This window comes from Microcoleus vaginatus FACHB-2002 (genome assembly GCF_040004035.1).
GTDB classification, from domain to species: domain Bacteria; phylum Cyanobacteriota; class Cyanobacteriia; order Cyanobacteriales; family Microcoleaceae; genus Microcoleus; species Microcoleus vaginatus_C.
Genome location: NZ_JAMPLN010000005.1, coordinates 195,446 through 217,634 on the forward strand (window position 1 = coordinate 195,446; position 22,189 = coordinate 217,634).

At 46.8% G+C, this 22,189-nt stretch carries 12 protein-coding genes; 5 read left to right on the top strand and 7 right to left on the bottom strand.

Annotation, left to right across the window (positions count from 1 at the left end):
* Window positions 1-20 precede the first annotated feature (20 nt).
* The 4 genes from NDI35_RS06745 to NDI35_RS06760 all read right to left on the bottom strand — a co-directional run bounded on the left by NDI35_RS06745 (window position 21) and on the right by NDI35_RS06760 (window position 5,879).
* Window positions 21-692 (bottom strand): hypothetical protein, encoded by a 672-nt coding sequence (locus NDI35_RS06745; protein ID WP_445312039.1) that lies wholly within the window; start codon window positions 690-692, stop codon window positions 21-23.
* 174 nt (window positions 693-866) lie between these two features.
* Window positions 867-3,398: a DUF3769 domain-containing protein gene (locus NDI35_RS06750; RefSeq protein WP_445312040.1), complete on the bottom strand. Its 2,532-nt coding sequence runs from the start codon at window positions 3,396-3,398 to the stop codon at window positions 867-869.
* Between the two features lie 300 nt (window positions 3,399-3,698).
* On the bottom strand, window positions 3,699-3,815 hold the full coding sequence (locus NDI35_RS06755) for a photosystem II reaction center protein I (RefSeq protein ID WP_039887172.1): 117 nt from the start codon (window positions 3,813-3,815) through the stop codon (window positions 3,699-3,701).
* A gap of 78 nt (window positions 3,816-3,893) precedes the next feature.
* Window positions 3,894-5,879 (bottom strand): hypothetical protein, encoded by a 1,986-nt coding sequence (locus NDI35_RS06760; RefSeq protein WP_445312041.1) that lies wholly within the window; start codon window positions 5,877-5,879, stop codon window positions 3,894-3,896.
* Window positions 5,880-6,061: 182 nt separating this feature from the next.
* Between NDI35_RS06760 and NDI35_RS06765 the strand changes: the two genes are divergently transcribed.
* A complete protein-coding gene (locus NDI35_RS06765) occupies window positions 6,062-9,643 on the top strand; it encodes an alpha-mannosidase (protein ID WP_445312042.1) in 3,582 nt (1,193 codons plus the stop codon).
* A gap of 15 nt (window positions 9,644-9,658) precedes the next feature.
* Here the strand turns inward: NDI35_RS06765 and NDI35_RS06770 are convergent, their stop codons facing one another.
* Both NDI35_RS06770 and NDI35_RS06775 read right to left on the bottom strand, forming a co-directional pair.
* On the bottom strand, window positions 9,659-10,249 hold the full coding sequence (locus NDI35_RS06770) for a cytochrome b (protein ID WP_445312043.1): 591 nt from the start codon (window positions 10,247-10,249) through the stop codon (window positions 9,659-9,661).
* Window positions 10,250-10,377: 128 nt separating this feature from the next.
* A complete protein-coding gene (locus NDI35_RS06775) occupies window positions 10,378-10,566 on the bottom strand; it encodes a hypothetical protein (protein ID WP_445312044.1) in 189 nt (62 codons plus the stop codon).
* Between the two features lie 92 nt (window positions 10,567-10,658).
* On the opposite strand from NDI35_RS06775, the gene NDI35_RS06780 reads away from it, so the two are divergent.
* Together NDI35_RS06780 and NDI35_RS06785 are read left to right on the top strand one after the other, a co-directional pair.
* Window positions 10,659-10,799, top strand: a complete 141-nt coding sequence (locus NDI35_RS06780) for a hypothetical protein (protein ID WP_445312045.1) — start codon at window positions 10,659-10,661, stop codon at window positions 10,797-10,799.
* A gap of 87 nt (window positions 10,800-10,886) precedes the next feature.
* Window positions 10,887-14,840, top strand: coding sequence for a PAS domain S-box protein (locus tag NDI35_RS06785; RefSeq protein WP_445312046.1), 3,954 nt, complete (start codon window positions 10,887-10,889; stop codon window positions 14,838-14,840).
* A gap of 444 nt (window positions 14,841-15,284) precedes the next feature.
* Here NDI35_RS06785 and NDI35_RS06790 read toward each other — a convergent pair whose 3' ends face one another.
* Window positions 15,285-19,736 carry a tetratricopeptide repeat protein gene (locus tag NDI35_RS06790; RefSeq protein WP_445312047.1) on the bottom strand — a complete coding sequence of 1,484 codons (4,452 nt, stop codon included), beginning with the start codon at window positions 19,734-19,736 and terminating at the stop codon, window positions 15,285-15,287.
* Between the two features lie 39 nt (window positions 19,737-19,775).
* On the opposite strand from NDI35_RS06790, the gene rpiA reads away from it, so the two are divergent.
* Window positions 19,776-20,492, top strand: coding sequence for a ribose-5-phosphate isomerase RpiA (rpiA, locus tag NDI35_RS06795; protein WP_445312048.1), 717 nt, complete (start codon window positions 19,776-19,778; stop codon window positions 20,490-20,492).
* Between the two features lie 353 nt (window positions 20,493-20,845).
* Window positions 20,846-22,030, top strand: a complete 1,185-nt coding sequence (locus tag NDI35_RS06800) for an aldo/keto reductase (RefSeq protein WP_445312049.1) — start codon at window positions 20,846-20,848, stop codon at window positions 22,028-22,030.
* The last annotated feature ends 159 nt before the right edge of the window (window positions 22,031-22,189 follow it).

Here is a 22,189-nt window from a genome sequence, read left to right on the forward strand (position 1 = left end):
AAGGCTATAGTTTCCAAAGTTTACACTCTATTTCTGCTTTCTCCCTTCTTTCTTCTGCCTTCTCGGGCAATCGCTTTTAACTTGGTATGAAAATCAGTGTGTTTGACAACTGGGAATGATTTTGCCACAGGTTTGTCCTCTAATTTGTGATCGGCTTCGGCTCGATCGGCGAGGGCGGTAACAGCCACATCTTCATATACTACAAATTCTGTATTTTCTTTTGTGCGATCGTCGGCTGCAGGTAATTTTCCTGTTTCCTCTGCCTCTGTGTTTGGGACTTCTGCATGAAGTGCCACATCAAGTTGCGCCTCTGAGGACCCACGCCACTCTAACTCTGCGGCAGTTACTTCCGATTCCTGGTTTGATAAAAGTATATCTTCCGGTGACAGTTGATCAGCACTTTCCCCGGTTAAATTTTGAGGAAAATTATTGCATACCAAGCGTTCAAATTCGCGATTGAAATGATAGAGAGGTTGACCTATCCGATGCCACATACTCAATAGCTGTCCCACAGAAACAGCCTTGTAGCGGCCTTGATAAAGCGCTTCAACCACTGCTAAACGCAGCCAATAGCCGGGATACTTGGTCAGCCATTCACCCGCCAATTTCTCGGCTTTTTTGCCACCTAGGTCAAAACCGTAGTGAACCAGCAGAGCCGCTGCTTGTGCAGATATTGCCGTCACTTCTGTCATTTGTTGTCTGTTGACTGTTGACTGTTATCTGTTATCTGTTATCTGTTGACTGTTGACTGTTATCTGTTGACTGTTGACTGTTATCTGTTGACTGTTGTCTGTTGGTTCCAATTACCCAATTACCAATTACCAATTCCCCATGCCGAATGACCAATGCCCAATTAGCCCATTGAATTAATCGGATAAACGCACGCCTCCTTCTACAGTTCGCGCGTCCCCGGAAAAAGGTTGGGGAGTCCCATTCCAGTTGAAGTCGCTAACTCTAAAAGTCAGGCTGCCGACTTGACGCTCAGGATTAAAACGCAAAATGATTGCGTAGCTGCGGCGACTGTATTCTAAAGTGTAATTCGTACTGATACTTTCCCCGCTTTCTAAATTAATAGCACTTTGAAATCCAACTCGAAAGCCTCCGTAAACTTGCTGGACAAGTCCAAAAGACAGGACTCTCAAATCTACTAAGCGATCGAATAAAAAGGGCGATATACCGTCGCGCCCCACCTGGGTATAAGTCACGTTAAACCCAGTGTAATCGAGGAAAGGGCGGGAGAAATGACCGAACTGCCCTTGAATGCCTACGCTGCCAGCGAGGGAATTTTGTCTGTCGCCACTGCTGTAATAAGTACCAACTCCCCGGAGTCCCAGGGCTAGTTGCAAGAAAGGAACCACCGGCGTCCGCGTATACCTCAAACCCTGGGTGGGAGTGCGGGGCAGCGGTTCGCCCTCCCACAGGTTGAAGCCGCGGCTTAAGGCGAAGCTAACTTGGGAACGGCCCAAATCGATGCGGTTGTTTTCCCGCACTGGTTCGAGCAAGTCTGCTCGATCGGTGTCAGCATTGATAAATTGATACCCAGCTTGGTAACTGAGATTGATGCCAGTGCCTCCGAGTGGGATGACTGGGGAAGTGAGGACTGCCCCCAGACTGCTCTGCACGGTTTGATAGCCCAGAGAACCGTTAAACAGTCGATCGCGATAACTGTATTCTGCTGCCAGAGTGTGAGTGCCGATCAACTGCCGCAGGCGCAAATTGCCCCTAAAGCTGTCTTCCGGCAAGTTCGGGAAATTCTCAAAACTCAGAAATATTGCCGATCCGTCGAGCCTGGTGCGCGGTCCCAGACTAGCGCCCAACCTCGCTTTCAGCCCGTAGCTATCGGGAGAAAACGGATTGCCACCGTGCTCTGCCACAACCCGCTGCAGGTAAATTTGGGGAGTCAGGGTCAGCCTCACCGGCCCGTTTTGCAACACCTCAAAACCGCACTCGGCATACAAACCGCCTCTTTCGCCTCCGTCGTAACCAAAGGTCAAACACGGGCCGTTTTGCTGCCGGCTGTCAAACACTTGCCTGCGGGGATACACGGGTATTTTCACCCGGTTGTCGAACACCAAGCGGGGTTGAGTTGTGACCAATTCCTCTGCCGTGGGCGAAATCCTTCTAATCGTCGCCCTCCGGGCCCTGTATTCAAATTCCGGCGGGGAAAACGGGTCGTTAGTAAGCCGAATGTTGGTTGCTACTCTCGCGCCGTCTGGTAGCAGTTCGATGCGTTCTGCTTCAAAGCGGACGCGGTTGACCGCACCGACCACTTGGGGGGCTGCTAGCTGTCCGCCGCCGCCGATAGTCACTGTAGCAGCGCCGGGGGATTTGACTCCTCGCAGGGGCTGCTGGCTGGTAATTCGATCGCTCAGCGGCTGTTCAAGAATCGTTCCAGCACTAATATCTGTCGGCAGTGTGGGGGTCAATTCGCTACCTGCTGCGGGCAGGAATATTTCGCCCCTGGCTTGTTCGACTGCGCCGGCGTTGAGGCCGAGATTGAACTCCATCCGCTGGCCGCGCACTACTTGTTGGCCGCGCGTATAGGCGACATTGCCGGATGCTACCACTTGGCGGGTGACTAAGTTGACGATCGCTCGATCGGCATCAATCACAGTTTGCCGGAACCGCACAACGACATTACCAACCGCCGTGACAATTTGCTGCTTGTCGTCGAATTCTTGGCTGTCAGCCTTAACTTCAATAGTATCGGCCGGAGTCACCGGAAAAGGCACCGTCCGCTGAGAAGGGGCGGTGCGAACTCCCGGCGGCGCGGCTGGTTTCGGTTTCGGTGTCGGCGCAGCGGGTGTTCTGGGTGCGGGGGCAGTTCCGGGTGTGGGAATGTCGAACTGCTGTTGTCCGCTGGGTGCTGGTTCCGGGGCGGGTTCTGGAACGGGAATCTCCGCAGGTTCGGGAGAGTTATCTTCTAACTGCCGGCCTTGGGCCTGATACCAACTTTCCTGCTTTCCGACAAGATTTCTCTCCTGTTGTTTCTGCGCCTCTGCGGTTCGTTTTCGATTCCGAATCGCAACGGCATTTTCTACAGAACCCAATTGGTAAGCAGTAAATGAGGAATCTTTCGGAGTTTCCGCAGTTTCGGGTTCTCCCACAGGAGGCCGACGCTGAAATCCCACCACTGCCTCGCCGCTTTCCACTGCTGCTAGGGGGTCGGCGATTTCTGGAGGCTGGTCGGTGGCTGGGGTGGTGCCGAGGAGTGTGGCTGCGGGTTCTGTTGGGGCCGGTGTGGGTTCTGGCTGAACGATATCTGGGCTTGGTTCCGGTATTTCTGCGGGGTTGCTGCGGGTGTCTCCATCGCCTGCCGCGACAGTGAGGGCGACTTTTTTGGGCTTTGCGATGTAGATGATGCCAGGGGGTTCTGGCGGCGGTACCGGATAGGGCATAGTTACAACAGGTAAGTCATCCGATTTTAGATTTTAGATTTTAGATTTTAGATTTTATAGGGTGCAAATTATTGAAAATTTTGCATCTAATAAGGCAAGTGTTTAAACGTTCATCTGATATCTAAAATTTGCAGTGGCTTTGGCGCGCCGGAATATGGCTGCTTTCAGAACTTGCTTTCGCCACAACATAACCTCGCTGCTGGTGCGAGGTCAAGTTTTGTTCAACTAATTTTTGCGGGTTTGTCGGCTGTTGCAGGGGCTGCGGTGACGCGCCCCCAGCAAGCGGCCGGGATAGCTTGTTTATTCCATGTCTCTGCGGTTGGGGTTCCGGGCCGGGTCATTGGACAAAAATCCAAATATGAACAGGGAAACAAAAAATAAAACAACTACATTAACTACGATTTTGAGGGTTAGCACTGTGGGAGTCTCCAAAGATGGCATAATACTGAGCTGATTTGCTGCTGTTGCAGCAACTTTTTTATCATAAGCTAAAGATTAGTCAATTTTATCTTTGCTTTTGAGGATTTTTGGCAAGTTGATTTTTGCCCAATTCCAGAGTTGCTCGGCGATGTTTTCTAGCCGCAGCATAACTCGATCGAGCCATTCGAGCACTTGTTCTAGCGGGTGCTTAATGTATCCCATCGATTCTGCTTTTGTTTCTAAGTATTCGCCGTCGGGTTGGACGCCTGCGCTGGGATTTTTTGGTTCGGCTGCGGCGGGGGTTGCGGCGGTGTATCTGCTAGTTTGCGCGGTGATTGCTGCTGGGGATTGGTGGTTTTGTGCGGTGTTCGGGTTTGTGTTTTTTGGCACTTGGGTTTCCGGCGCGCGCCCTGGGGTTGATTCTGCTGCGAGTGCAGAGCTATTTTTGTGAGTAACTGCTAAATCAGATAAATCAGATGCTGTTTGGGGTTGACTTGTTGGGCTTTTTGTCAGCAAGCTCTGTTTTAGCTGCCCCAGCAGGCGGTGAAGTGCTTCGGGGTAAGGGGATATTGAGACTGCGGTCGATCGACCTTCGGGCAATTCTCCTACTTCTGCCATTTCCTCCTTGACTTTTGGGCTAGCTTGTGCTACTCGGCTTTGATCTGCTGCCTGGGGTTCGGAACTGTCGTCGATTAAATGCTGCGGTGCTGCTTCGCCGAATAAGTCTTGCCAGTTCAGCCACGGTCGATCGACCTCTGGGCTTTTTTCGGTGTTTTCTTGTTCTTGTCGCTGTTTTAAATAATACTGAATTGCAACTGATTTCTCCGTATTATCACTGGCTGCCGTTTCTTGGCCCAAAAGGTGGTCTACTGACGACCAAATCACTTGTTCGATGTTGCGAGCGTATTTTTCCAGGATGTCGCGGGCGGAAAAATCTAAATTGGTTTCGGTACTGGATGTGTCAATTTTTACTCCGAGGTTTTCTGTGGGTGCGGGGGTTGTTTTTACCGAGGGCGGGAGGGTGAATTCTTCCAGGTTGACGGCGGCGCGATCGAGTAATGTAACAAAGGAGAGAGGAGTAGGGGGTCGATCGAACTTGCTGTTAAAATTAGTTTCTAGTTTTGGGGTATTGTGGTCGATCGAATTCGATGCCGCCATTGACTGCTGTGCGGTTTTTGCTTCGATCTGGGCGCGGGCTTTTTGGACTAGGATGGCATTGCGGTCGATCGATTTTTTAACTGCGAGGATTGATTCTCCAAACTGGTTTCTCTTCAGAGCAACCGGGCTCGTCTGAAGCCATGCCATCAATTCCCAAAAACGACGCATCGGCGGCAACTGCGCTTTTTTGGCTGCCGACTCCAAACCTAGATTAAATTTTAATTCTTTTTGGGTAATTTCCCGCCGTTCGGGCCCGAAGTTTGCTACTTCCCAAGTTATGCGACCTTCAAGCAGTTCCTGCTGTTGGGGTGTCAAAATATCTAATATCTGATTTTCCCTTCCGACCAATACTAAAGTCCGGGCTGGGATAAAACTGGCAATTCCCTCAACTTTCGGTTGCGGTTTTAATTCTGTTTTAGCCAGCGGGTGTTCTAAGACGGAAGTTGTTTGATGCTTTGTGATTTGTCCGCTAAAATTGATTGCCGGATGTAAATCGCTAGCAGTATTTCCCTGATTAATTAACAGCGGGAAGCTGGCTACAGTTTTCGCAGTTTGGGACGAGTTTAGTAAATTTTCGGCTAGGTGTAAAATTTCTGCGATCGAACTTTCGTCGGAAGTTCCCCCCTGATACCAATTTTGTTGCCCATCGGGATTTTCGTTCCCGCCAAATTCTTGCAGTTCCGGTAAATCTACTTTTTGACTTGATTCCCGCAACTGTCGGCCTAGCAGTCGGGAACTTTGCACCAGCAAATAAGCTGGATAAAGCAGAATTTGGGTGGCGGTGAGAGTTGCTTCTTTAATTTGACGCCAAGTTCGATCGCAATTGTCAGCGACTTGGCGGGACTGTTTCGATATAAAATTTAATAGTCGGCTTTGGTAGGGGCCGTAGTAACCGTTGGACATAAGTTTTATTCTTGAATTCAGATTTTTGATTCGCGCCGGAATAGCTGAATATTGCTGTAAAATCAAAGCGAGATCTTAATCGCAGCTTCAAACCCTCTGAAACCTTTATTTCTTCGCGTCCTTTGCCTCTTCGCGGTTCAATCCAATTTTTGATTAATACACAATTCCTATTTTAGCGAAATATGAGCGCTTCTGTGTCACCTGCTAGCAACAATATTTCTGCCACTGTCGAGAAGTTGCGCCGCCTCAGCCAAGTGGAGGTTCAGTCTGGTTGGAGGTACTGCGATTCTGACTCGGCTGTCTCTTCGGTAAATATTTGTAACAGCCCTGTTGCTGAACTTAACGGCAAAGGACATATTGCTTGGCCGTCTGGGAAGCAAGTTTTGTATTTAGGCCAGCAATTTGTAATTCCTGACAATTTGCACGGCTATCCTGTGGTTGGTTTGCGGTTGCTGCTGGGCTTGACTTGGTGGGCAGAAGATGCTCAAATTTTTGTGAACGGCGAGTTAGTCGGACAGGGAGATTTATTTGATTTTGCCGATCGAGTTTTGTTGAGTTCGTCGGCCAATCCCGGAGATGAATTTTTAGTAATTTTGCGGTTGGTAAGTCCGGGTCACGATAGCGGCGCTTTAGTGCGATCGATTTGTTTGTACGAAGCTGCTGACTCTTCTTGTTTCGATCCGGGTTTTGTGGCTGCCGAATTAGAGATTTTGCAAAATTCGCTAAGTCGAAATTTAGAAAATGTAAATTGCCAATACCTCTTCACCGAAAAAATAGCAAATCACCCCATGTTTGTCAAGGGGGAAACGTTGAAATCTGAGATTGATTTGGCGCTTGGTTTGATTGATTGGTCGGCGGTGGGCGATCGCGAAAAGTTTGATCGTTCGCTGTCTGTTTTGCGGCACAATTTACTGGGATATCTGCGGGCTTTTTCTGGGGATTTAGATGAGGGAACCGCAGAGGGCGCAGAGGCCGCAGAGGGAGGAAGAAAAGATGAGGTTTTTGAGGTTAGAGAGAATAGCAACGCTACATCTATATATATAGGAGAAAGCGGCGAGCGGACATCTATATATACAGGTAAAATCTATTTAGTGGGTCACGCTCATTTAGACTTAGCTTGGCTGTGGCCTGTCCCGGAAACTTGGGAAGCGGCACAGCGAACTTTTGAGTCGGTATTGAAATTGCAATCCGAGTTTCCCGATTTGATTTTCTGTCATTCTACTCCGGCGCTTTATGCTTGGGTGGAAGAACATCGGCCGGACTTATTTGCTGCGATTAAAAAACAGGTGGCGGCGGGTTCCTGGGAAGTTGTCGGCGGGATGTGGGTAGAACCGGATTTAAACTTAATTTCTGCTGAATCAATGGTGCGGCAAGTTTTTTACGGACAGCGTTACGCAAAAGAAAAATTTGGGGAATTGATGCGGGTAGCTTGGCTACCGGATACTTTCGGTTTTGGGTGGCAATTACCTCAGATTTTGCGGCAAGGCGGAGTTGATTATTTTGTGACGCAAAAGTTGCGTTGGAATGATACAACGGAATTTCGCCACGGTGCGTTTTGGTGGGAAGGGTTGGATGGTACTAAAATATTTAGCATGATGTCTGCTCCAATTGGCGAAAGTATAGAATCTGTGAAAATGGCAAGTTATGCTTTTGACTGGCAAGTTAAGACTGGTTTGCAAGATGCTCTTTGGTTGCCTGGGGTTGGCGACCACGGCGGTGGCCCGACTCGTGATATGTTGGAGGTGGCGAAACGCTGGAAAATGTCGCCTTTTTTCCCGAAATTGGAGTTTGCGAAAGCGGTTGATTATTTGTCTTTGATTGAGAGTCAGTTTTTGCCGGAAGTTGCGGCAACTAAGTCCGAAAGCTATGTTCCAGAATTCGACAATCAGGAGAATTTACAGGCGCGAGAATGGTCAAAAGTGTCGGCAATTTCGGATGCAAATCCTTCCATCTCACAACTCAAAACTATTCCCCGCACTCTCCCGATTTGGAAAGACGAACTTTACTTAGAATTCCACCGGGGTTGTTACACGACTCGCGCCGACCAAAAACGCAAAAACCGCCGCTGCGAAGAATTGCTCTACCAGGCGGAGTTGCTGTCTTCGCTGGCAACGATTTGTACTGGTGCCGTTTATCCGAAATCAGAATTAGAATCAGCTTGGAAACAAATTTTATTTAACCAGTTTCACGATATTTTGCCCGGTTCTGCGATCGCCCAAGTTTATGCAGATTCTAATCTAGCCTTTGCCGAGGTCGATCGCACTTGTCGCGAAATCTTGGTAAAATCTTTGGATGCAATCTCGGCTCAAATTTCTCTCCCTTCCCCTCCTCGGCCCGACGCTCAACCGATTTTGATTTTCAATACTCTCAATTGGGATCGCTCTGAGGTTGTCGCCGTACCGCTTCCCGATTCCGCTGATTCAGCTTGGCAAATTTACGATTTTTCCCGACGGCGAGTGGCTTCGCAGATTGTCAGGGGCGATCGACCGCAATCGCACTCTACACTGTTATTCTGGGCAAATAATATCCCCGCCCTTGGCTACCAGGTGTTTTGGCTGTGTCGCGAAGACGCTCAAACTGTGGATAATGCGTCCGCCAGTCCAGAAACCGAAAAAAAGACAGAGTTATCAAAACTTACATACGGTATAGCACAAAAAAACACAGTCAGTCAAGAAACGCATTTTGCAGCCGCACAAATGGTTTTAGAAAATGAATTTATTCGGGCAACAGTAGACGGTCAAACTGGGGATTTATCCAGCATTTGGGATAAAGTAAATAACCGAGAAGTCCTGAATGCAGCAGGCGGAAATCAACTGCAAGCATTTCAAGACAGCGGTCAATATTGGGATGCTTGGAACATTGACCCAAATTATGAAAAACATCAACTACCAGCGCCGACACTCAAAGATATTTCCTGGATAGCGCAGGGAGAAATACGGCAGAGTTTGCGCGTAGTCCGACAAATTGGCAAATCGGAGTTTTGCCAAGATTATATAGTAGAAATAGGTTCGCCGCTGCTGAAAATCAAGACAGTGGCAGATTGGCAAGAAACTCACGTTTTAGTAAAAGCAGCCTTTGGGTTAAATGTAGAAGCAGATTTTGCAACTTGCGAAATTCCCGGCGGTGCGATTCAGCGCACAACCAAGCCGCAAACACCCGCCGAAAAAGCCAAATGGGAAGTGCCGATTTTGCGCTGGACTGATATCAGCAATGACGGTTTTGGAGCGAGTTTGCTCAATGATTGCAAATACGGTTGCGACCTTCAACCAAATCAAATTCGGCTGACATTGCTCCGGGGCTCGACTTGGCCGGATGAACAAGCAGATGTAGGAGTTTCCGAATTTACTTGTGCAGTCTATCCCCACAGCGGAAATTGGCAAGATGCAGGTACTGTTCGACAGGGGTACGAGTTGAATTTACCGCTGCTAGTAAAGGTGTTGCCCAAGTTAGAGGAAAATGGGAACAAGACTCTGCCGGTAGTTGCCAAGTTTTTGGATTTGTCCGCCGAAAATTTAGTGCTGATGGCTTTCAAACAATCGGAAGACGATTCTAATGTGTGGATTTTGCGGTGTTACGAGTGTCACGGTGAAGAGGCGAAGTTGGAATTAAAGAGCGATTTTGGTTTGACGATTAGTCAGCCTGTCGATTTATTAGAACAACCCATAAATTTGCCCCAGAAGTCAGACGATGGGAGAAGTTTCAGAATATCACCCTGGAAAATAGCGAGTTTTGCAGTAAATTTATCAATACCAATTGAGATATAGTACCTCATCGCCCATTTATCCAACCTTTTGAGACTTTGCGAACTTAGTGCGAACAAAATTTGTCAACCTACGCCAATTAGCTCTCACAACTTTCTTCTGATCTAAAATATGCAAAATCGCGAACGCTAAAAATGTGTACGCCAGCCAAAAATGCAAACTCCTTCCCAAATCAACCACTGCGGAATTCTGCGGAAACATATCCGGCAAAAGAATTCCGAAAAATTTCACATTGTTACTTTTGTAAGAGTTAGAAAGCAAGAAACCAGCCACCGGAACTAGCCACATAAAAACGTACAAAGTTGCGTGCAGAGCAAAATTTTTGTACCATTCCTTCGTAAACTTTGGCAGGCGTTTCGTATATTTTTTCCACCATACCCGCAGCAGTGTTAAAATCCGCCAAGTCAGTAAAGCCATTGTTAGCACTCCTACGGATTTGTGAAAATCGTAAAGGGGGCCTCGAATAAACAATTCTCCTGGCAATCGAGCCATAGAAGTACCGGTAATAAACAGCACTAAATAGCAAGCTGACATTACCCAGTGTAAGGACATCAGTTGTTTGAACGCAGAATTAAGTCTGGGTTTCGCAGCGGGTTTTAGGGTACTCACTCTTTCTTACCTCCTTAGCGTTTGCTGCACAAGATTAAGTATAAACTATGGGACTAAAGCCCGTGACAGATTGGGCATCATAAGATTTACTTAACTTAATTATTGCAAATATTTATTAAAGAGTCAAATTAACTATATTCACGATCGTCATTCCCAACACAAAACATCGTACTTGGGTCGATCGCCTCCCAAGCAGTTTTCAGGTCGAGTATCCCCAAAGCCACCGCAAAAGCTGACCCGATAATTGCAACCGCCGCCCGGTTCATCCGCCCCCCCAGCAAATATCCCAAACCGAATCCGAAGTAGGTCAGTCCCAATACTACGTATTAGAGTGTTATCATATATACTTAAAACCATTGATTGTGGTTTTTTTTTATTGTCTAGGATGCTAAAAGTACCAACTGGGTAATTGCAACTAAACCTGCTGGCACTGCAACTAGCGGGAAATATCGTCGGCAGACCGTCTACCAGCTACAAACAAACACAGTGGTTGGATGGGGAAGCGAAAACCAGCACGCTGGACAAGTGGTATCTTTGTTACAACTTGTAACTTTTTTCAAACAACAGGTTTAATTTAGTTTCACAAAAAAGTTAAATTCCAGAAAGTAAAATTAATTACAGTCGAGTTAAGCTAAAAGTGTTTGCTAAAAAAAGTCATTCAAGCAACCCCGAAACCAACTATTCTCACTTGATGGACACCGACGGCGAGTTCGCGACAGCCAAACTTTCGTGCAGCCACCAAGTCGAACAAGATTGGTATGGAACTCTCTATGAGAATTTTCCGGGCATTTACTTCGTTCTAGACGCTTTAGGAAGAGTTTTTTCGCTCAATCAATTCGGCGCGTCTCGCCTCGCCTACAAATCGCAGGAATTAATTTGTCATTCAATTTTTAACATATTTTACTGCCAAGAGCAGGGCAAAATGCAGGCAGAATTTGCCGGATTGGCCCAGCCGGAAAACGGTACGCCAACTCCAAAAATAGCCTGTTGGGAAGGCTGCTTGACTTGCAAAGACGGCAGGATTATTAGGGTAAAAGCAACCGCGCGCCCAATGCCGGCGGTTGATTGGAAAATAGAGGAAAATACCAATGGTCGCTCAATGGCGAATTTCCAACGGCCGGCTGTACTGTTAGTTTGCGAAGAAATTAAGGCTGCTTCGCAGTCACCCTCGTCGCTCAACCAGAGAGCAAATTGGCGCAGTCCAACTTTAGCGATCGCAAAATTAGCCAAAAGTCAACTTAAAGAACGCCACAATATAGAAGACTTCATCCGCGAAGTAACAGAAACCGCTGTCAGTATTGTCAACTGCGATCGAGCCAGTATTTGGCTGTATGGCGAAGACAAAACGCAGCTTCACTGTATCGACCTTTACGAACAAAATACTAAACTCCATTCCGTACAAATCATCATCACAGCATCCGACTGTCCGGCATATTTTCAAGCTTTAAAATCTGCAAGTGTGATCGCAACAGTTGCCGCAGAAAATGACCCCAGAACGCGAGAACTTGTCGGTCTTTATTTGCTCGATCAGGGCACGACTTCCCTGTTAAACGTACCGATTGTGCTAGCAGGTCAAATCGCGGGAATAGTCAGCGCAGAACGCCAGGGTTCCGACGGTGATTGGACGGAAGAAGAACACGAATTTACCCAAATATTAGCAGATTTTGTATCCTCAAGTTTGTCAGCTAGCGAAAAGTTAAAATTAGAAGCAATGCGGCACGAACAGCAGCAAAACTTGCTGGCCCAATACTACGATCAACTAGAAGAAAGAGTAGAAAGACGCACTGCTGAACTCAAAAAAGCTAACCAAAAACTGCAAAAAGAAATAATTAAAAGAAAACAAGCCGAAGCCGAACTACGCCTGCAGCAACAAGAACAGCAAATTATTTTTGATTCCGTGCCGGCTATGATTTGGCTCAAGGATACCGAAAGTCGCCTGCTGCGAATTAATCAAGCCGCCGCTGCATCGAGAGGTGTGCCCGCAGCTCAATTAGAAGGTAAATCTTTTTATGAAATCTATCCAGACGAAGCAGAGCAATATTATTTAGAAGATTTGGAAGTAATCCATTCTGGCGTTCCCAAGCAGGGCCAAGTCGAACTGCTACCAACAGTTTCGGGTCAAAAATGCTGGGTGCGGACAGATAAAATACCTTACCGCGATGAAACAGGTCAAGTCGCTGGTGTAATCGTGTTTGCAGTAGATATTACTGATTTAATTAGAGTTGAAAAAGAACTGCGAGAATATCGCGATCGCCTCGCACAAAAAGTCGAGAAACGTACTGCTATGTACAGGCAAGCCATGACCGCTTTGTACTCGGCAAATACGCAACTGCAACAGCTAATTAACAACAGCTACTCCTCTGGCGAAAATGGCAGCAGCCACTCAGCAGCGCGCTTGCTCGAATGCGAAGCTTATTTTGAAGCAGTTGCCGTGGCTGACCGCGACACAATTTTGAGCGTCAGCAGTAATTTTGCCGAACTTTTCGGTTACGAACCGGCGGAAATGGTGGGAATGAGCTTGCTGGAACTACTGTCGCCGAAATCATACAAACAGGCACCGCAAATGATTTCTGCTGCCAGCAATACAGTCTGTGAAACTATTTTTCTCAAGCGAGATGGAACTGCTTTTCCTGCTGACGTTCGCAGCAAATTCGTATTTTGGGAAGGTCGTTTAGTCCAGGTGAAAGCAGTCCGAGACCTCACGGAACGCAAATTGACCGCAGCAGAATTAGAGCGATCGCGCTCTTTGCTGCACGCTACCTTAGAAGCAACGGCAGACGGCATTCTCGCCGTTACTACCGCCGGAGAAATGATTAGTTATAACGAAAAATTAGTTCAAATGTGGGGAATTTATGAAGAAGTTAGAAACTCAATGGATAGAACCGTGCGGCTGGCATTTCTCACGAAGCAAGTGAAAGATCCGAGGGCTTTTTTGCAGAGAGTTAAAGAATTTTATAGCGATGCAGAGTCGGAAGGTTGCGATATTCTAGAATTTAAAGACGGCCGCACTTTTGAGCGCTACACGCAGCCGATTCGAGTCGGACAAAATATTATTGGCAGGGTGTGGCGCTTCCGCGATATTACCTCTCGCGAAAAGGTGACGGCAATGTTGGGAGATTCTCAAAGGCGCTTTCGGGCAATTTTTGATTCTTCTTTCCAATTTGTGAGCTTATTGAAACCGGACGGCACTCTGCTGGAAGCTAACCAAACTTCTCTGGACTTTGCGGGAATTAAGCTACGGGATGTGGCCAATAAACCGTTTTGGCTGTTGCCTTGGTGGGGAGATTCTGAGGAAGTTCAGGAACAGTTGCAAGAGGCGATTTCTCGATCGGCAAAAGGTGAATTTGTCCGCTATGAAGTGGAAGTTCAAGGTGTAAATCGGACGGCAACTGTTGATTTTTCTCTCAAACCTGTCGCGGATGAAACTGGCAAAATAGTATTGTTGCTGCCGGAAGGTCGGGACATTACTAAAAGTAAGCAAGCCCAAGTCGCGCTGCGGCAACAAATAGAACGGGAACGCCTGATCGGGCAGATTCAATCGCGCATCCGTTCTTCTCTGGATCTCCAAGATATTCTCAACACTACAGTAGCGGAAGTGCGGGAGTTTTTGGCAACCGATCGCGTGCTGGTTTTCCGCTTCCGACCCGACTGGAACGGAGATGTGGTGGTGGAGTCGGTTGGAGAAGGATGGATGCCACTCAAGGGGATGGGAATTGAGGATTGCTGTTTTGCCACTACTTACATCGGACAGTATTTAAAGGGCCGCATTCGCGCCATAGAGGATATTCACACTTCTAATTTGAGCGAGTGTCACGTTAATTTTTTGGAGACTTGTCAGGTGAAGGCAAATTTGGTGGTGCCGATTGTCCAGCAGGGAATAGAACCTAGGGAAGGTAACGGTTCTTGTCAAGTGCCGAAGTTGTGGGGTTTGCTGATTGCCCACCACTGTTCGGCACCCCGCCAGTGGCAGCAGTTTGACGTGGATTTGCTGAGTCAGTTGGGTACTCAAGTTGCGATCGCGATCGAACAATCTTTACTTTACCAGCAGCTAGCTGCTGCCAACCAGCGACTGGACGGGTTGGCGAATTTGGACAGTCTGACTCAACTAGCCAACCGCCGCCGTTTTGACGAGGTGATCAACCGAGAATGGGAGCAGTCGAGCTCTTCGGAACCGCTATCTTTGATTATGTGCGACATTGACTGTTTTAAACTTTACAACGACAATTACGGCCATCAAGCCGGGGATGCTTGTTTGCAGCAAGTGGCGCGGGCGATCGGGGATGCTTGCACGAACGCACCCCCAGAACGCCTCTATTTGGCTGCTAGGTACGGCGGCGAGGAATTTGGGGTAATTTTGCCAAATACGGATATCGTGGCTGCACAGGCTGTTGCTGAGGGAATCCGCAGCCGCGTCAAAGCCTTAGCAATTCCCCACATTAAGTCTGTTGTCAGTGATTCTGTGACTCTCAGCTTGGGAGTTGCGGCCGTTTCGCAAAGTCAAAATTCCCCGAAAATGTTGATTGAAGCTGCGGATAAGGCACTGTATCGAGCTAAGTCTGGCGGGCGCGATCGAGTGGCTATTAGTGATTAGTTCAGTAGTCAGGTTATTTGAGATTTTAGATTGTAGATTTTAGAATTGGGAATGACTGATGAAGCTGGTCGTTTGGAGCTTGTCTACAGTTGCATTCTTTTTTCAAACTGGCACCACAAAAAAACGATCGCCCTAACTGGCATAAAGTTAGTGCGATCGCCGTACTATGAATCAGCTATTTATCTATCAGACTGGGCGCGGAATTTTGACGCATTTTCATGGATATTGTTACAAAACTTTACTTGGCGTTGGGTAAAAATATCCAGAAATCGCTTTTCTCTACCTGATATCTCTTTTTTTTATTGAACCGCAGAGGGCGCAGAGGGCACAGAGGAAGAGAAGAGAGTAAGAAAGGAGTTCACAAATGATGAGGGATTGCTATGCCAATGCCCAATGCCCAATGCCCAATGCCCAATGCCCAATGCCCAATGCCCAATGCCCCACCTATTTAGCTAACAGTTTTTGAAACACCTCATACATATCCTCAGCCAACTTTTTAGGATTCCACAAAGGTGCGAGATGTTCTGGCTGCTTAGATTTTACTAAATGCTCTTTCACCGCATTTCTGAAACCAGCCTCGCGGCCAAACTTAACTCCCCATTGGGTGTATTCCTCCCAACTCCATGCGGCACCAACATCAAGATTTGCACTTTTCAGAAAAGCGTAACCCATGCGCGAAAGATATTGGTCGCCGGATCTAGTTACGACTGGCAAATTCGCCCACAAAGCCTCTAAATTGTGAGTCCCGCCGTTGTAAGGATAGGAATCTAAAAGCACGTCGGCTACATAATAAATAGCGCGGTGTTCTTCCTCACTTCTGGTTTGCCCTATAAACTTAATTCGACCAAAATCTACTCCTTGAAGGTCGCATTCTTCGCGGTAAGTGCTGTGAATAATATCGGGATCGCCTTGACCTTTGCGGATTAACACACTATCTGGTACTTCCTTAAGAATTGTAACTTGAGATCGTACCATTTCGGGATTGGTTTTTCTCCCTGGCGCAACGCATAGATAAGTCATCTGATCTAAGCCAATTCCGAGAGCATTTCTAATCGCCTCTCGATTTACAGGAATGCTTTGCAGCGCGCCAATTGCTACCGAACAAACAGGCAATCTTACTAACTGTTCTAAGTAATTTTTTTCCACACCAGGGGGATGAGTGTGTTCGTCGCACAGAAAGTAGTGATTCTCTGAAATATAGGGCGCGTCAAATCCCAGCCAAGAAACGCAAATTCCCGCAGGATATTGGTATAGCACTTCGACATTTGTTGGGACTGTCATCGAGTCTAAGTCTATCAAAACATCCAAGTTGTCTTGCGATACTTCGGCAAAGATTTCACCGCCATCAGCAAAGCCGTTTGGATATTTTTTAGGCCAGTAAAACTTGCCCGCCATGTCTTCAAACCGCTGCGTAACCTCATCTCGGTGGAGTTTCCCGGTGACGTAAAGGTGAACGTGGGGGGTGATGTGGCTTAATTCGCGAATTAAAGCTTCGCTGCACCAGCCTACTGAGTGGCGGCGGAAGTGTTTGGAAAGAAAGCCGATTTTTAAAGGACGCTGTTCTTTTGTTTGGTAATTGGCTAGGTTGCTTCTGTTAACTTGCTGGCGCTTGGGGACGGCTTTTTGGTAGTATTCTTTGGCAATGAGTCTGTAGAAACTGGCATTTTTTTCGCGGTTGTCTCGCAGGTGAGAAACTGCAAACAAGAAGATTTCGTAGAGCAGTTTTAGTTCGATTACGCTAAAGCTTTCGACCTTTTCGTAGCAGAGTTTTTCGATTTCTTCGAGTTTCTGAATTGCCTGTTTGCTTACACCTGATTGCAGGTAGGAAAAGACATAGGCTGTAGCTGACATGATTGGGGCATTTTCGCCGCAGTTTTCGCAGTATTTGTCGGCTATGCTACGGGCTCCGGCGAGGTTGGTGGAATGACTTAGCAAGTCGCACAATTGTTGGTAGGCTTCGCTAAATTTGGGGTTGCATTGGATCGCTTTTTCAAAATTGGCGATCGCCTCCAACGGCTTATCTTGTTTTTGAATGTGTCCCATCCGGCAGTAAACCTCTGCCCAATTCGGTTTTAATGCCAAAGCTTGCTGATAGCTGGCTACAGCTTCTTCGAGGCGGCCCTGCATGGAATAACAACTGCCGAGGTTAGCGTGAACTTCCGGCCAGTCGGGCTTGATTTGCAGAGTATTGCGGTAATTAGTAATTGCTTCGTCGTACTTGTTTTGCTGCAAAAAAGAGTTGGCTATATTGAAGTGCAAAACTTCTAAGTGCGGCTTTAAAGCTACAGCTTTCTGATAATAAGCGATGGCGGCGTCGAGATTGCCTTGTTGCGATCGCGCGCTGCCGATGTTACCGTAAGCTTCGGCCCAATCAGGTTTAATGGCGATCGCTTTTTCGTAGCATTCGATGGCTTCGTCGCGCTTTCCTTGGCTGAAAAGTCGATTACCTAAGTTAAAGTGGAAGTCTGCACCGACTAGCTGCGGGTTGAGTTCGGATGTTCTTTTAAAACAGGCGATCGCTGCTTCTATGTTGCCGTGTTTCTGATATACTTTCCCTAAGTTCCAGTGAGCTCCCGCTAAATCTGGACTGAGGGCAATGGCTTGCTGGTAATGAGCGATCGCTTCTTCCAAACGCCCCATTTTGAAATACATACTGCCGATATTGGCGCGCACTTCCGCAAAGTTTGGCTGCAATTCTAGGGCTTGAGAATACGATCGAATCGCAGCTTCATTTTTGCCTTCTGCTTGCAAAGCATTGCCTAAAGTGACGTAAGCGTGGATGAAATCTGGTCGGATTTTTATCGCTTGCTGGCACGCTGCGATCGCCTCTTTAATTTTACCTTGAACTAAAAACTGTTCTGCCAGTTTTTTGTAGGGTTCTACTTCTTCAAAATTGGCAACTTGTCCGCTATCTGGAACATTTAGCGAGGTAACTTGTTCGGAAAGTTCGGCGGGGTTTGTAAACGGAGTATTTAAAGTCTCAGTGGTTGGCGCTGGCGGCAAATTGATGCTTGAAGGCTGCAAGCCGTAGCCTTCATCTTTGTTGACAGATACTGGTTGCGCTTCGCCTGATTCTGTTTCTAATTCGATAAAGTTGCTGTCAGTAGTTTCCCGCTCTTTTTGTGCGATCAAAGTCGATAGTTTCTCAGCAGCGCTGACATCTCCCGGTTGCTGTTGGATCACTTTTTGATAGCAAGTAATTGCTGCATCTAAGTTTCCTTGCTGCTGCAAAACGCTGCCCAGCATCATATTAACCGAAGACAATTGAGGATTAATCGCCAGAGCTTTTTGGTAATAATTTGCCGCCTCTTCCAATTGCCCTAACTTGTAATACATACTGCCGAGATTCGCGCTAGCTTCGGCAAATTCTGGCTGAATTTCTAAAGCTTGCAAGTAAGCTTGAATTGCCATTTCCAGTTGGCCTTGACTCTGCAAAGCATTGCCTATTGTCAAGTAAGCAGCAGCAAAATTGGGTTGAAATTTAAGAGCGACATTGCAACAGGCGATCGCCTTTTCAAATTCTTCTTGCAAAACATAAACTTCCCCCAACTTTTTATGAACTTCTGCATCTTTTGGATTAAACTCTAAAGCTTTCTGATAGTTCTCGATTGCGCCACCGAGATCACCTCGATCTTTCAGCCAATTTCCCTTTTGAAAATAATCTCTCACTGCCTCTAAACCTACTAAAGAATTCCCGATCATTTGCTCTGCCACTCTTACAGTTTTTACACTAATAATATTCAACCATTCTAACCACTCTTGAGCTCGCACAGACCAAGTACACCCTCGATTTATATATTCTACCTGCTGTCTCAGATGATTTTCAGAAGTTGCGCCGCCCGCACCCGTGCCCTCATTTAAAACTCCGACTATCGCCTCTAAAAACCGCCTTGTATATCCCTCCCAATCTGGTCTACCGGCACGCTTCCAATTAGTTATCGATGCAAAATTTTCCGCCCCTGACATTGAAACTAGACGGGCAAATCCAGCAGTTGTTTCCGGCAAAGCTGCCAATTCACTCGTCACAATCCGGCAACCGGTGGCCATCGCCTCCATTACGGCAATAGATGAGGTTTCTAAATAGGTATTCGGGTAAGCTAAAACCGCGACTGAACGCAGTTGCCGGACGAGTTCGGGTTGCGGTACAGAACCGACGTACTCGACGCCTTCTGTTTCCTGACACTGGCGGTAAAGCTGACCGAAAAAAAGCTTGTTATCATTGTCGTCTATTTGGTGTACTTTCATGCTTGAAAATACTTTTAATTTGGTTCCGGGGACAGCTTGACGAATTTCGGGAAAGACTTTTAACAAAATATCGAGTCCGCGAAATGGAGTGCTGGTGTAAGCTAGAACGGGCGGTCGAGATTTATGAGAGAGGATAGGAATATTATCGGGGAAAATGTTAGCAAAACAAGGGGCAATCGCATTTCTTAAAACACAACTGCGATGGAATTCAATCCCAAAGCGCTGGCGAAATTGCTCGCGTTGCCAGTCGCTGACAAATACAAAAGCATCGCAAGCATTGATTTCTCGGTGATTATTGAAATCTTGGAGGAATACAAAGCCCGGTTCGTTATGAATCCACAAAATTAACTTAGTTCTGTACCCCAAAAGCTGTTTAACTTCCAGCGCTTTGCCGACTACATTGACTATAACTAAAAAATCGAGCGATCGCAGCAATTCTAAATTAGATTTGTCGCCCACCCTGCGCCTGCAATCAACGCCACGCCATATCCCCGACTCGGAAGTATTGTTGAGCAAAAATACCTCGTTTCCCTGTGCAGCCAAGGCCTCAGCTAAGTAACAAATAGCCGACTGAGTACCACCCAAAGGTTCGCCGTAAGGAGTTTCAATGTTGTAATCCCAAGTATAAGTATCGAGAAATCCGATTTTCATTAAATGGTATAATCTTAAAATTATTGAGGAGTACCGAACATGACCACAGAACAAGATCCCGTAAAATTGATGAAACAGCAAGTCGGCTTTGCTGCTGCCGATCGCGTAAAATCTGGTATGATTGTCGGACTCGGCACCGGGTCAACTACAGCTTATACTATTCAAGCATTGGGCGATCGCATAAAATCCGGTCAACTCAAAGATATCAAAGGAGTGCCCACATCTTTTCAATCAGAAGTGTTAGCCAAACAGTACGGAGTACCGCTGACAACACTAGATGAAATCGACAGAATTGATGTGGCTATTGATGGCGCTGATGAAGTAGATCCCCACCTCAACTTAATTAAAGGTGGCGGCGCAGCCCACACCCGCGAAAAAGTAGTCGATTACCTCGCCACTCAATTTATTGTAGTAGTTGACAGTTCCAAAATCGTAGATAAATTGGGTTCGACTTTTCGCGTGCCTATCGAAGTTATACCGATGGCATTAACACCAGTGATGCGCGCCATTGAAAAATTGGGCGGCCAACCAGAACTCCGCATGGGCGTGAAAAAAGCAGGCCCGGTAATTACCGATCAAGGTAATATGGTAATTGATGTCAAATTTGATGACCTTGCCAACCCCGGAGAAATGGAAAAAAGCTTAAATAACATTCCCGGTGTGTTAGAAAATGGTTTGTTTGTAGACTGTACAGATTTGGTTTTAGTCGGCGAAATCCAAGACGGAAAACCCGTAGTACGGGAGATTTCTAAATAGTCAAAACTGCCCCACTGGCGGTCAAAAACTCTTTGTGGAACAGGCATCTTGCCTGTTCAGGAGAATGCTGCAATATGGGAGTTAAGCTGTTGGGCATCTAAATTGTATTTTTAGGGCGGGCGAGACGCCCAACCCCTACTCCCCACAAGACTTTTCTTAAATTTGACTATACAATTTAAATGCACTTGGGCTTACCTTGACTTTGATTGTCAAAATTCAGGGGTTTAAACTCCTGTATGACGGAGGAATATTTTTAGGGTGGTTTATAAATCTCCATCCTAAAAACCAGGCGATTCATCTGTCAACTGTCAACTGTCATCTGTCAACTGTCAACTGTCAACTGTCAACTGTTTATGATGCAATATCGCAGATTCGGTCGCACAGAATTATCAATGCCCGTCTTTTCCTGCGGTGGCATGAGATATCAGTACAAATGGCAAGACGTGCCAGCCAATGAAATTCCCCCAGACAATCAACAAAATCTAGAAGCGACGATTCGTTACTCGATTGAATGCGGCATCAATCACATAGAAACTGCTCGCGGTTACGGCACTTCCGAGATGCAACTGGGGTGGATTTTCCCGAGTTTTCCCCGCGAAAAGTTGATAGTTCAAACGAAAGTTAGCCCCAAACCGAACTCCCAAGAGTTTCGCGAAGAATTTGAGAAATCCTTAGCTTATTTGCAACTAGAATACGTCGATTTGCTGTCACTACACGGCATTAATACGTGGGAATTGCTAGAGGAGTCTATGCGTCCGGGCGGCTGCATGGATGTGGCGAAAAAGTTGCAAGCAGAAGGCAAAGTTCGGTTTATTGGTTTTTCGACCCACGGCCCGACGGATGTGATTGTTAAAACAATTGAAACCAATCAATTTGATTATCTTAACTTGCACTGGTACTACATTAATCAAAGTAATTGGCCGGCTATTGAAGCTGCTAAACGTCACGATATGGGCGTTTTTATTATCAGTCCTTCCGACAAAGGCGGTCAGCTTTACAGCCCGCCACAAAAATTAATCGACTTGTGCTATCCGCTGAGTCCGATGGTGTTTAATGATTTATTTTGTTTGTCGCACCCGCAAGTACACACTTTGAGTCTGGGGGCAGCCAAACCTGAAGATTTTAACGAGCATCTTAAAGCTGTAGAATTGTTAGATAGAGCCGATGATATTTTGCCTCCGATATTAGAAAAATTAGAAAAAGCAGCAATTGATAAATTAGGAGAAGATTGGTTTAAGACTTGGCACGTCGGTTTACCAACTATCGAAAATACTCCCGGAGGTATTAATATTTATGTGATTCTGTGGCTGTGGAATTTGGCGCAGGCTTACGATACGATCGACTATTGCAAGATGCGCTACAACCTTTTAGGTAATGCCAGTCACTGGTTCCCCGGCCAAAAAGCCGATCGCCTCGATGAATTAGACTTGCGCCGCTGTCTAGCCCACAGTCCCCACGCTGCTAAAATTCCCGGTATTCTTCAAGCAGCCGATCGGCTTTTTGGAGGCGAAGCCATCCAGCGCTTGTCCCAAGAATAATCTAAAAAAAACCCGGTTTCGAGACAGAAACCGGATTAGTGAACCGGAGCACGTGAGTTAGTTACGCGCACACAATTAGCCTATACTTGAGAAACTCTCACAACCATCGCCCATCCGTCTCATCCATTCGGGCGATACAACTTTTTTTCTCAACTCACT